The organism is Acinetobacter rudis, from assembly GCF_000829675.1.
Classification (GTDB): Bacteria; Pseudomonadota; Gammaproteobacteria; order Pseudomonadales; family Moraxellaceae; genus Acinetobacter; species Acinetobacter rudis.
In genome coordinates this window covers 21,820-34,688 of record NZ_BBRX01000042.1, presented here as the reverse complement: position 1 = coordinate 34,688, position 12,869 = coordinate 21,820, and the positions used below count along the sequence as shown (strand labels likewise).

General features: G+C 39.8%; 11 protein-coding genes and 1 pseudogene. 8 read left to right on the top strand and 4 right to left on the bottom strand.

What is annotated here, in order from left to right; translation table 11 throughout:
* The 3 genes and pseudogenes from Aru01_RS11955 to Aru01_RS11945 all read left to right on the top strand — a co-directional run.
* A pseudogene (locus Aru01_RS11955) lies at positions 1-193 on the top strand (UDP-N-acetylmuramate dehydrogenase); the annotation flags it as partial.
* The gene (locus Aru01_RS11950) at positions 190-1,347 is read left to right on the top strand and encodes a YdcF family protein (RefSeq protein WP_016656815.1); all 1,158 of its coding nucleotides are present in this window, start codon (positions 190-192) and stop codon (positions 1,345-1,347) included. The pseudogene Aru01_RS11955 and the gene Aru01_RS11950, both read left to right, overlap by 4 nt.
* Positions 1,347-2,375, top strand: coding sequence for an alpha/beta hydrolase (locus Aru01_RS11945; protein ID WP_016656814.1), 1,029 nt, complete (start codon positions 1,347-1,349; stop codon positions 2,373-2,375). Before Aru01_RS11950 ends, Aru01_RS11945 begins: the two co-directional genes overlap by 1 nt.
* 75 nt (positions 2,376-2,450) lie before the next feature.
* Here the strand turns inward: Aru01_RS11945 and Aru01_RS11940 are convergent, their stop codons facing one another.
* The 4 genes from Aru01_RS11940 to Aru01_RS11925 all read right to left on the bottom strand — a co-directional run bounded on the left by Aru01_RS11940 (position 2,451) and on the right by Aru01_RS11925 (position 6,538).
* Complete coding sequence (locus tag Aru01_RS11940; RefSeq protein WP_016656813.1) at positions 2,451-4,121, bottom strand: FMN-binding glutamate synthase family protein; 1,671 nt, start codon at positions 4,119-4,121, stop codon at positions 2,451-2,453.
* Positions 4,122-4,321: 200 nt separating this feature from the next.
* Positions 4,322-5,488: a ribosomal protein uL16 3-hydroxylase gene (locus Aru01_RS11935; protein WP_016656812.1), complete on the bottom strand. Its 1,167-nt coding sequence runs from the start codon at positions 5,486-5,488 to the stop codon at positions 4,322-4,324.
* A gap of 73 nt (positions 5,489-5,561) precedes the next feature.
* Positions 5,562-6,155 (bottom strand): Maf family protein, encoded by a 594-nt coding sequence (locus tag Aru01_RS11930; protein ID WP_016656811.1) that lies wholly within the window; start codon positions 6,153-6,155, stop codon positions 5,562-5,564.
* Positions 6,152-6,538, bottom strand: a complete 387-nt coding sequence (locus Aru01_RS11925; RefSeq protein WP_040331240.1) for a DUF2237 family protein — start codon at positions 6,536-6,538, stop codon at positions 6,152-6,154. The genes Aru01_RS11930 and Aru01_RS11925 overlap by 4 nt, the downstream gene beginning before the upstream one ends.
* 142 nt (positions 6,539-6,680) lie before the next feature.
* Here Aru01_RS11925 and Aru01_RS11920 point away from each other — a divergent pair, with 142 nt between their 5' ends.
* From Aru01_RS11920 to Aru01_RS11900, 5 genes are all read left to right on the top strand, one after another.
* Positions 6,681-7,868, top strand: a complete 1,188-nt coding sequence (locus tag Aru01_RS11920) for a phosphoglycerate kinase (RefSeq protein WP_016656809.1) — start codon at positions 6,681-6,683, stop codon at positions 7,866-7,868.
* Between the two features lie 152 nt (positions 7,869-8,020).
* Entirely contained in the window at positions 8,021-8,281 is a 261-nt protein-coding gene (locus Aru01_RS11915) for a hypothetical protein (RefSeq protein ID WP_016656808.1), read from the top strand.
* A 140-nt stretch (positions 8,282-8,421) separates the two neighbouring features.
* Entirely contained in the window at positions 8,422-9,459 is a 1,038-nt protein-coding gene (gene fba, locus Aru01_RS11910) for a class II fructose-bisphosphate aldolase (RefSeq protein WP_016656807.1), read from the top strand.
* Between the two features lie 101 nt (positions 9,460-9,560).
* Entirely contained in the window at positions 9,561-10,427 is an 867-nt protein-coding gene (locus tag Aru01_RS11905) for an EamA family transporter (protein WP_016656806.1), read from the top strand.
* 180 nt (positions 10,428-10,607) lie between these two features.
* Complete coding sequence (locus Aru01_RS11900) at positions 10,608-12,866, top strand: TonB-dependent siderophore receptor (protein ID WP_040331333.1); 2,259 nt, start codon at positions 10,608-10,610, stop codon at positions 12,864-12,866.
* Positions 12,867-12,869: the final 3 nt, after the last annotated feature.

The window sequence follows — 12,869 nt, the reverse complement described above, 5'->3', positions numbered from 1 at the left end:
TCAAGTCGGGATGTTTGCTAAACAAGCCTTAGTTTTAGTGAATTATGCGCATGCAGATTTGCACGATGTACAACAAACCTATCAAGCCGTACAGCATGATGTTTATCAGAAATTTACAGTTGCTTTACAGCCTGAGCCAGTATTGTTTGATTCACAGGGGATGATTCAAGCACATACGGGTGTTCCAATATGATGAAAGCCAATTGGATGCTGCGATTGATACGCTACCTTGCTATATTTTTCGTGTTTTTTGGCGCTTTAATTATTTTCTTTTACACGCCATATTATTCAAATATGATTATGCGTATTTTAAATAGTGTAGTACCTGTAGAGGTCAATCAAGTTGCAGCTGAAAGTCAGCAAATGGGAACTTTATCTGAAAATGATGAATTAGAACCTGGTTCTGCCCTATGGATTGCACGACAGGCTTATTTAAAAGTCATGGAGGATGCAATCCGAACTCAGAATTCGCAAGACTTAGTTGAATTGCATGCACGCTATCAGATCTTGCAACAAGAAATTAAACATGAGATTGAACAGAAGAAGATTAAAAAGCCTGAAATGCCTAAGGTCCCTTTCTTGATTGATCCAAAGGAACAACAAGCACAAAGTGAGCCGAGTATTACCAGTGGTCATATCGAAGACTTATTGGTGGGGCAGTCAAAAGAAAATAGTGAGTTGATGCAAAAATATATAAAATTTTTAAAAACACATCCTGTTGAGTTGAAAACTGAGGCTGTAGTAGACGAAGAAATTTATAAAGATATTGCCTATGTAAATAACCGAAATAATCCCAAAACCTCAACTGAGGATAAAAAAGATCCTGTATCAAGCCAAGAACCTCCATATGCAATCGTGGTTTTAGGTGGTGGATTGACTCTAGATAAAAACCGAAAAGATATTATTATCAATGAATATACTCGGCTGCGTTTAGAAAAAACTTTGCAAATTGAAAAAAGTACAAATCTACCGATCGTGCTGAGTGGTGTAGAAGCACCTTATATGCAAGCATGGTTATCTCAACGAGGAATTGATGCTAAATTGTTAGAAAATAAAAGTATGAATACCTGTGAAAATACTAGATTTAGTTCGTTACTGTTGCAAAAACAAGGCGGTGCGCCTAAGGTATTATTAGTGACTGATCGTTATCATATGCCACGTACACGGCGTTTATTTGCATTGAATGGTATAGAAACCATTGCCGTAGAAGCACCAATGCCGACCCCATTAACCGCATGGCAACCGAGTCAACAAAACTACGATCACAGCCGTCGAGCCAATTATGAGTTACTGGCTTCATTGCGTGATATGTTGTTTGGTTCAAGCGGTTGTCGAGAGGTTCCTTAATGTCTGAGATTCCTTTTTTAAATCCAAATATACTCAAGCAATTAGATCTGCCTGTGCCCAATCGAGACGACACACCAGAGTTTCTTGAGCCATTGAACTTAAACCGTCCCTATGTGACCAGTCGTGAGCTCAAAGCCTATACGCGTTTATATGGCTTTGACCAACTTAAAGCAGATCATTGGCAGGGCTATATCAAAATGCCTTTGTTCAAGTTGCATGTTCAAGTGTTTAAACCACCCACAGGTTTGATTAAAGGTACGGTTTTCTTGTTACATGGTTATCTTGAACATAGCGGTATTTATCAACCGATTATTCAAGAATTACTTGAACAGGGTTTTAGTGTCTTAACTTATGATTTACCTGGCCATGGGCTAAGTGATGGCTCACCTGCAAATATTGAAAACTTTGACCACTATCAACAGGTTTTACAGGCAGTTTACCAATATGTGCGTAATGCAGATCAACTGCCTAAGCCTTGGCTAGGCATTGGTCAAAGTACAGGTGCTGCAATTTGGATGCATCATTTGTTGGCCTACGCCGCGCGTCGTGAAAATCCGATTGTTGATCGGGTCCTCTTATTATCTCCTTTAATTCGTCCAGCGAAATCGGCTTGGTGGCATAACTCCATAGGCTTAGGAATTATTCGCCGTATTAAACGTGAAGTACCAAGACATTTTAGACGTAACAATCATAATCCTGAATTTTTGCGCTTTGTACGATTAAAAGATCCACTACAACCCCGTATGATGGGCATGGACTGGATTTTAGCAATGTCGAAATGGATGCAAGAAATGGAACAGCGCCCGGCCTGTCGTATACCTGTTTGGTTAGCACAAGGCGCACAGGATCAGACCGTAGATTGGCGTTATAACATTGAATTTGTAAGAAACAAATTTAGATTGCAAACACTCTTGATGCTAGAAGAAGGCTCACATCAGTTGATCAATGAGCGTGCTGATATTCGTGCGGCATTAACAGGATTAATTCCCGCATTTTTACATGCCAATTCTACAGGCGAGTATTACTAGTTTTGAATGATTAAAATTTGATTATACGTTTGACTGAATCATTAAGGCCCATCATAAGATGGGCCTAGTCGTATTTTAAAACTGTTGAGCGTCAGCAAGTTTCCACATACGATAATAGAAATTATCGTCATCATCTCGTTCTATATTTAATAGCTCTTTGTCCTTTAACCAAAAATGTAACTGTGCATAGTTTTTTATTTCACGGTCATTGATACGTTGAGCCAAATGATGTGGACGAATTTGTGAAGGGTGAGTAAGTCCAGAAGAGGCCAGCATTTCAGCAAGTGCTTTAAGTGTATTTTTATGGAAGTTAAAAACACGGTCTGCCTTGGTGGGAACATGGATTGCTTTTTGGCGCTCTTTGTCTTGGGTTGCGATACCAACGGGGCATTGGTTGGTATGACAGCTTTGGGCTTGGATACAGCCCACAGCAAACATAAAGCCGCGTGCTGAATTGACCCAATCTGCACCAATCGCCATGATACTTGCAATATCAAAAGCACTAATGATTTTACCACTGGCACCAAGTTTAATTTGTTCACGTAATCCTGCGCCAATTAAGGTGTTATGAACAAATAATAAACCTTCACGTAGTGGCGTGCCCATATGATTAATCAGTTCTTCTGGCGCTGCACCAGTACCACCTTCTGAACCATCAACGACGATAAAATCAGGTACAATTTTTGTTTCCAGCATTGCTTTTACAATGCTCATAAACTGCCAAGGTTGACCAATACAGAGTTTTAAACCGACAGGTTTACCTTTAGACAATTCACGCAATTGCTGAATAAATTGCATAAGTTCAAGCGGGGTATTAAAGGCAGAATGTTTGGCAGGAGAAACACAGTCTTTATCACGCGAGATGCCACGGATTTTAGCGATCTCTTCTGTGATTTTATGTTGCGGCAAAATACCGCCATGACCAGGTTTTGCACCTTGTGAGAGTTTGATCTCAATCATTTTAATTTGAGGTAATTGTGCCTGTTGCTCAAAACGTATTGGGTCAAACTGTCCGTCTGCGGTACGACAGCCAAAGTAACCACTGGCGATTTGCCAAACAATGTCACCGCCTGCTTCAAGATGGTAAGGGCTTAAACTACCTTCACCAGTATCATGATAAAAACCACCCTTTTTCGCCCCCTGATTGAGTGAGCGAATGGCATTTGCACTGAGACTACCAAAGCTCATCGCTGAGATATTCATGATTGATGCATCATAGGGCTGCGTACATTGATTACTGCCGATATGAATACGGAAATTCAGTGGATCAGCTGGTTGACAAGGGCTTAAGGAATGGGTGAGAAAGCGATAATCCTTCTGATAAACATCAATGATTGATCCAAAGGGTTTGTCAGCATTTTCGTTTTTAGCTCGTTGGTAGACGAGGCTACGCTGCATACGTGAAAACGGTAAAGCATCCTCGTCTGATTCAATGAAATATTGACGAATTTCAGGACGAAAACTTTCAAAGATAAAACGGAAGTGTCCCATGATTGGGTAATTCCGTAAGATTGCATGTCGAGTTTGCATCAAGTCGTATAAACCCAGTGCAGTAAGAAGCGCACTAATGATCCAAGTGGTATTAATGACGTAGTCTGAAAAAAAGTAATAGATATAGTGGCTATCATTGAAAACGATAACCCAAGTGAGATAACACAAAATAAAGATACAAAGAAACCAAACGGAGTGGCGTGAAAAAAAAGTATTTAATAGCTTGTATCTGACTGATTGAGCAGGACTGGCCATGTTATTGAACTATCCAATAATTATTTGGATAATAAAGTGCCAAGTTATCTAACAAAGTACAAGTAAAGTGGTGTAAATACTACAAATATCTATTGTTTCTGTCTGTTTTTTAAACTGCTGCGGTGTGCGTTTTTTTAATCTTTTGGATCATCCCCTTTAGCCTTAAAAGGGATGATCAGGCTTCATGTGATGAAGATTTTTTACTCTTCTTCAGCCGTGTATAACATTAAAATTGCATCATTTAAAAGCTGAGCAAGATCTTCGCGAATTTCTTCAGCTTGGAAGCGTGTATCCAAAAGTAGTATTTCACCATCTGCAATTTGGATCAGTAAATCAGTCAGTTCTTCACTGACATTTAAAGCTTCACCATTGGCGAAAAATTGAGTTTGGCCTTGTGACTCGATATATAACAAACGCGAAGCTGGTTCTAACATCAGTTGATAACCCACATCGATGACTTCGAGTAAATCATCAGCTGCTAACTCATCAGGTTCAGGAATATTGTCTGGATATTTGGCTTCAGACATTAAAGTGGCGATTACAGCATCTAAGCAATCTGTCTGTTGAATCTGTTGGATCAATATGTTTTTTAAATATTCAAGCTCAGTTGCAGTAATTTTACCCACAGGATTACTTTGCAGACGTAATACATCTTGTAGTGGGGTTTTTAGACTGGCTGTATCAGCATAATGGTCACTTAAACGATCCATCATACTTGCTACATCAGGCATTCGGAAACCAAATGAACAGGTCAAGCATTCATTTTCAGCAACCCCGTGATGTGCCAAACCTGGTGGAACATAAAGCATGTCACCTGGGTTTAAGACTTCATCAAAAGTAACCTGCATTTCTGGCAATAGTTTTAAAGGCTGTTTGGGTACAAACTCAGTGTTTTCATCACACATTTGCCCAAGTTGCCAGCGACGTTGACCATAGGCTTGTACTAAGAATACATCATAAAAATCAAAATGCTGTCCAACAGAACCTCCTTTAGGCGCATAAGACACCATGACATCATCACGGCGCCATTGAGGAATAAAGGGGAACTTTTTCCAAAGTGCAGAGAGATCAAGTGAATATTGATCTACAGCTTGAACCAGTAGCGTCCATTTCTGTGGCATTTTCTGAAAATCGGACTTGCTTAATGGTGAAGATTTTACACTCCACTGATTTGGATCTTTATCTTTTTGTTTGATTAAGCGGGCAGTGACATGTTCTTCGAGGGCTAGAGCTTGAATATCATCAGGATGCAAGAGTCCATCGATTTCTGGCATAGCCGCACGAATTAATAATGGTTTTTTTTGCCAGTATTCAGCTAAAAACTGTTCAGCGCTGATACCGCCTAAAAAATCGAGTGTGTGAGACATAGATAGCCTAAGTATTTAAAAGGTTAAAAATTGCTTTCTGAGTGGAGCAATTATAAAAATGAAATAGTGCACATTAAGGCAGTTGTACACCGAGCTGCCTTAATGTTTTACATAGTGCGATTAAAGGCAGACCCATGAGACTTGTTTGGTCATGGCCCTGCATTGATTCAAATAGACTAATACCTAGTCCTTCACATTTAAAACTGCCCGCACAGTGTAGGGGTTGTTCTTTTGCAACATAACGTTCAATTTCATCACGTTCTAAATGTCTAAATTGGATTTGAAAGTGTTCAATCCACTGATGTTTAAACTGATGTTGTTCAATTTGCACACTGAGTGCTGTGGCAAATCGTAGACATTGACCTGAATGTGCTTGTAATTGCTCAATTGCCCGAGCTTCAGACATTGGCTTACCAATAAACTGATCAGGACGATCAACATGATAAGCAACTTGATCTGAACCAATGACTAAAGCTTGAGGAAATTGCCTTGCGACATGCTGGGCTTTACTTATGGCTAAACGCATAGCTAGATCTTCGGCTTGAGTTTCACCACAAGGTGATTCATCGATATCTGGCGATATACAGCGGTAGTTTAGCCCTAAGCGATTCATCAGTTCACGACGTGTAACACTTGAGGACGCGAGGATTATTTCTGAGAACATCATTCAGCTACATATTCCATGAGGACATCAAAAGGCACATAAGAGAGTACGGATTGATGGCAAGCATCAAGTTTTAGGCGTGGTGCAACACCAGATTGATAGGCTTCAACCCAGCGTGCAACACAGATACACCAATAGTCTCCAGGTTGTAACCCTGGAAAGCCGACTTCGGGTACTGGTGTAATTAAGTCATTGCCAATTTTTTGTGAGAAATTTAAAAACTCAGCGCTCATTTGCGCACAAACCGTGTGTTGTCCAAGATCAGTTACTGCTGTGTGACAGAAACCATTACGAAAATAACCTGTAATGGGATCAAAGCAACAACTGGCCATAGGTTTGCCTAATACATTCAATCGGTTGATTTTTGGGTCAGGATGTATCGACATAAATTCACTTTAAAATGCAGATCTTGCTTTATAATAATCAAAACAAAAAATTTCTACATCATTTCGATAAATTAACTCACCTTTATTTTTCAAATCATTTAGAATCAGTGCGATTTTTTGCAATATAAAAAGTGAGCACGACATGAATTTCCAACGTATGACCGAGCTTGATCTAACAGCGAAGCGCGTATTGATTCGTGAAGATTTAAATGTACCGGTAAAAAACGGTGTAATTAGCAGTGATGCACGTTTACGTGCGGCTCTTCCAACAATTAAAGCTGCGTTAGCACAAGGTGCAGCAGTTATGGTTTGTTCACATCTTGGTCGTCCTGTAGAAGGCGAGCCTAAAGCTGAACAATCATTGGCTCCTGTTGCTGCATATTTGACCGAAGCATTGGGTCAGGAAGTACAACTACATACTGATTATTTAAATGGCGTTGAAGTTGCTGCTGGACAAGTGGTATTACTCGAAAATGTGCGTTTTAACCACGGCGAGAAAAAAAATAACCCAGAACTAGCACAGCAATATGCAGCACTTTGCGATGTATTTGTAATGGACGCTTTTGGTACTGCACATCGTGCAGAGGCTTCAACTGAAGGTGTGGCACGTTTTGCTCAAGTTGCGGCAGCAGGCCCATTATTGGCAGCAGAACTTGATGCGCTGGGTCGTGCATTGCAAACACCACAAAAACCAATGGTGGCGATTGTTGCAGGTTCAAAAGTTTCAACTAAACTTGATGTACTCAACTCACTTTCTACAATCTGTGATCAGTTGATCGTAGGTGGTGGTATCGCAAATACTTTCTTGGCAGCAGCAGGTTATAACGTAGGTAAATCGTTATATGAAGCTGATTTGGTTGATACTGCGAAAGCTATTGCAGCTAAAGTGTCGGTACCATTACCTACAGACGTAGTTGTTGCAGATGCAGCAGAAATCGACTTTAGTGATTTCTTAGGTTCATTAGCTCAAGCCAAAGCCGTGGTGAAAAACGTTGCTGATGTTGCTGAAAATGACATGATTTTAGATGTTGGCCCAGCTACTGCTGCAGCATTTGCACAGATTATTGCAGACTCTAAAACTATTTTGTGGAATGGCCCAGTGGGTGTATTCGAAGTAGATCAGTTTGGTGAAGGGACTAAAACATTGTCTCTCGCTGTTGCACAATCAGCTGCATTCTCAATCGCAGGTGGTGGTGATACTTTAGCTGCTATTGATAAATATGATGTAGCAGCCAAAATTGGTTATATCTCTACAGGTGGTGGTGCATTCCTTGAATTTGTTGAAGGAAAAACTCTACCTGCAGTTGCTGCTCTATTGGCGCGTGTATAAGTTTGAATTTTATAAGGTTGCTTTGTTTTTTAACAACTGAATAAATACTATAAATAGGCTAATTTTGATTGGCCTATTTTTTTTCGTCATAAAATTGTCACAACTCTGCAATATATTGACCATGAAATAAATCACCAATTGTGGAAAGTCTGATGAAATTTAAAGTCATTGTTGCTGCGCTTATTCTTGCACCTTTAGCATTAACTGCATGCTCTAAAAAAGAAAAAGCTGCTGAAGATCAAGCTGCCTCAGCTGTGGTGACTCCTACTGAGTCTGAGAAAGTTACCCCTGAACAACAAGCTGCAATTGATTCTATTGATAAACCAATTGCTGACGAAAAGAATACTGATATACCCGTGGAAGTCTCTTCTAAGCCTGCTGATGCAGCAACACCTGCTTCAGAAGCTCAATAATCTATATTGAATAACAATAAGTTGTACAGATGAGTGAAAAGTTCCCGCAAAAGCGGTGACTTTTTTTAAAATAACTCGAATTGTTGCTGAATTGCTAGCTTTCCCCATGTAGAATATGGGGCATTACCTGGGAGGATATTATGGCTCTTATTTCATTGCGCCAGCTCTTGGATCACGCCGGCGAAAATAATTACGGCGTACCAGCATTCAACGTTAACAACTTAGAACAAATGCGCGCAATTATGTTGGCCGCAGATGAAACAAATTCACCTGTGATTGTCCAAGCCTCTGCAGGCGCGCGTAAATATGCAGGTTCACCGTTTCTACGTCATCTTATTTTAGCTGCTGTAGAAGAGTGGCCACATATTCCTGTGGTTATGCACCAAGACCACGGTACAAGTCCTGACGTTTGCCAACGTTCAATTCAATTGGGCTTTAGTTCTGTCATGATGGACGGTTCTTTAGGTGCTGATGGTAAAACCCCAACTTCTTATGAATACAATGTCGATGTAACTCGTCGTACCGTAGCGATGGCGCATGCATGTGGTGTTTCAGTAGAAGGTGAGATCGGTTGTTTAGGTAGCTTAGAAACTGGTCTAGCAGGCGAAGAAGATGGTGTAGGCGCAGAAGGCGTTTTAGATCATTCTCAATTGCTTACTTCAGTTGAAGAAGCTCGCCAATTCGTTGCAGATACTCAAGTTGATGCGCTTGCGATTGCGGTGGGTACTTCACACGGTGCTTATAAATTTACTCGTCCACCTACAGGCGATATTTTAGCGATTGACCGTATTAAGGAAATTCATGCTGCTTTACCAAATACTCATTTGGTTATGCATGGTTCAAGCTCTGTGCCACAAGATTGGTTAGCTGTAATCAATGAACATGGCGGTGACATCAAAGAAACTTATGGTGTACCTGTTGAGCAATTGGTTGAAGCAATTAAACATGGTGTGCGTAAAATCAATATTGATACTGATTTGCGTCTAGCATCTACAGGTTCTATCCGCCGTTATATGGCTGAAAACCCAAGTGAATTTGACCCACGTAAGTATTTTGCTGCGTCTGTTCAAGCAATGAAACAAATCTGTGTAGATCGTTATACTGCATTTGGTTCTGCAGGTCATGCTGACAAGATTCGCCCAATCTCTTTAGAGAAAATGGTTGAACACTATAAATAATCGCTTGCTTAGGCATCGATGATTTAAAAAACGTCCACTTTCAGTGGACGTTTTTTCATGTATATAAAGCTAAGCTTGCACTTTTTGAATGGAAAAATAGAATGTACTTTATTGTATTTGCTGCACTCTGCAGTGTCGCAGTATCGATTTGGCTTAAACACTGTAAACATCAGCAAGTTGATGTTTTACAAATGCTGGCTTGGAATTATTTGCTTGCCATGTTGCTGTGTTATGTCTGGTTTAAACCGGATTTTTCACATGTCAGTGTAGCTGATACACCGTGGTGGGTGATTACGCTATTGGGTGTCGCTTTGCCAAGTATATTTTTAATGTTGGGTGGGGCTTTAACACGAGCAGGAGTAATCAAAACTGAAATAGCACAGCGTTTATCTGTTGTACTGTCTTTAAGTGCTGCTTATCTATTTTTTCAAGAACAATTTACAGCCTTAAAAGGGGTGGGAATTGCTTTAGGTCTACTGGCCATGCTGTGTATTTTATTGTCTCGTTCTGGTGAGAAATTAGCAGCATTTCGTTCAGCCAAACGTTCTCAGGCTGCGATGTGGTCGTTATTTGCGGTGTGGGTGGGTTATGCCGTTGTCGATATATTATTAAAGTACACCAGCGGCTTGGGGCTACAGTTTGCATTAACACTGAACTTAAGTTTTATCGTTGCATTTATTTTCATGAGTGCAATTTTAATCTTTAGAAAAACCCAGTGGAGTATGCGGGCTTTATATTCAGGTTTATTGTTAGGCTTGTTAAATTTTTCCAATATTGCACTTTATATTAAAGCTCATCAGTGGCTAAAAGATTCGCCTTCAGTAGTGTTTGCGGGTATGAATATTTTAGTGGTATTACTGGGTGTAATTGCGGGTATGATCATCTTTAAAGAGCGTTTAAATAAGCTGAGTAGTGCGGCAATTGTTTTTGCAGCAGCAGCAATTTTTGTTCTTGCAAAAGCGCTATAATTAAGGCGCTTATATCTAGTCGTTTGAGATTAAAAAAAAGCTCAAAAAAACTTAAATTTTCTTAATAAATCAATTTGTTACATATTTATTGCTGTATTTTTTACAAAAAATACAGCAATGGTTTACTTGAAAAAATCTTATGTTAATAATAATCGTTCTCATATATTTTATGTCGATTTTATGAACACAAATTTCAAATTAAATGCTATGACGCAGGCAATTTATGCAGCTGCATTTTTGACCGTATGTAGTCCAGTCGCGTATGCAAATACAGTTGAAAACGATCAGTCAGTACAGTTGCCGACGATTACACTTTATGCTGATGGCAAAGCAACTGATTATGCGAGTCAAGGTGAAACCACGGAAGGGACAGGGAGTTTTAAAGCCAAATCATCACGATCATCTTCAAAACTAAAGTTAGATATTAAAGAAACCCCACAATCAGTTAGTGTAGTAACACGAGAACAGATCGAACAACGTAATTTAAATAACATTGATGATATTTTGGCAGCAACACCTGGGGTGACATCAACTAAGACCGATAGTGAGCGTTCAAGTTATTATGCACGCGGATTTTCTATTTCCAATAGGCAAATTGATGGTATGCCTGTGGGAGACAATAGTCCTCGAGCTGATAGTTTTTTCTTTGACCGAGTTGAAGTGGTTAAAGGGGCATCTGGTTTAACGGGATCAACGGGTGATCCCTCTGCGACCATTAACATGATTCGTAAGCGTCCGACCAAAGAATTTGGTGGAAATGTCAGTTCAACCTATGGTCGCTGGAATAACACCCGTATTGAAGCTGATGTTTCAGTGCCATTAACAGAAGATGGCAGTGTACGAAGTCGTATAATGGCAGCACATACCGATAAAGAATCCTTTATGGATTTTTATGAACTTAAATCAACGGCAGCTATGGCAATTATTGAAGCTGATTTAACCCCAAATACCACTGCAGCTGTAGGGTTTCAATATCAAGATAACAAGCCAAAAGGTTCTACTTGGGGAACTGTGCCGTATTTTAGTGCAGATGGTAGCCCGATTAACTTACCTCGAAATTTCAGTTTAACTACAGATTGGAGTTCAATTAGCCAACAGGATAAGACGGTTTTTGCTGATATTCAGCATAAATTTAGCAATGAATGGGTTGTAAAAGCCGCCGTTGCACATAGTACCTCTGATAGTAATTGGATGGTTGCCTATGGCGCCTCAGGTTTTCCTGACCCAACGACTGGTAAGGGTTTAGGCCTATGGACACAGGTTTCCCCGTACTCTGAAAGTAAGAAACTAAATGTCGATCTATATGCAACGGGACCATTTCAGTTTTTAGGCCGTCAACATGAATTGGTCTTGGGATATAGTGGTTTTAAAAGTGAAAGTACTTCTCAAAGCGTAAAGAGTAAGATTGATTACCCAGCTGAAATTCCAGATTATCGTGAGTGGACAGGTAATTTGCCGAAACCTAGTTATGAAAAAAATGGGGCAGGTAGTAAAAATACCACTGAGTTGTTTGGTTATTATTCAACGCTCCGTTTAAATTTGGCGGATCCCTTAAAACTCATTTTAGGTGGTCGCTTTAGTACATATGATTATAAAAAAGAGACATGGAAAGCTGACACGGATAAGTCTTTGGCAGCAAAACCACGTAGTTTTGAACAGTTTGTTCCCTATGTTGGTATCTTGTATGACATTAATGAAAGCTATACAGCTTATGCGAGTTATACGGATATGTTTACCCCATCTGATAAACGCGATAGAACGGGGGCTTATCTTGACCCAGTTATTGGAAGTAGTACCGAACTGGGGATTAAAGCTGAATTCTTGGATGAGAAATTACTTACCAGTGCGGCAGTATTTTGGTCAACAGTTAAGGATCTCGCTGTTGAAGATAAGGAATATCGAGATGGAGTGAAAAATGGAACGATCTCTAAAGTTGATGATATGGATACTGCTTATTTTGCATCAGGACAAGGTTTAAAAGTAAATGGCTTTGAAATAGAGGCGATTGGAAAGTTGCAAGACAATTGGAATATTAGTGCTGGCTATACTTATGTAAATAGTGTGAGTTCGGCAAATGCGAGTTCATTAAATACGATTCCACAAAATCAAGTGAAGTTATTTACAAGCTATACATTGCCAGAAAATCTATGGCAAGGTGCGAATAAACTTACCATTGGTGGTGGTGTAAATTGGCAAAGTGAAATTTCTCAAAAGTGGGGCGGTGCACCTGAAAATGCCCATAATGATGGAACGATAGTGCAAAAGTCATATTATTTGGCCAATGCATTTGCGAGTTATAAGTTTAGTGAAGAATTATCTGCAAACTTAAACATCAACAACCTATTTGATGAAAAGTATTACTTAAATGTCGGGTTCTATAATGGTGTTTATTGGGGAGAGCCACGTAACGTGACTTTATCTGTCCGTGCTCGCTTCTAAAAT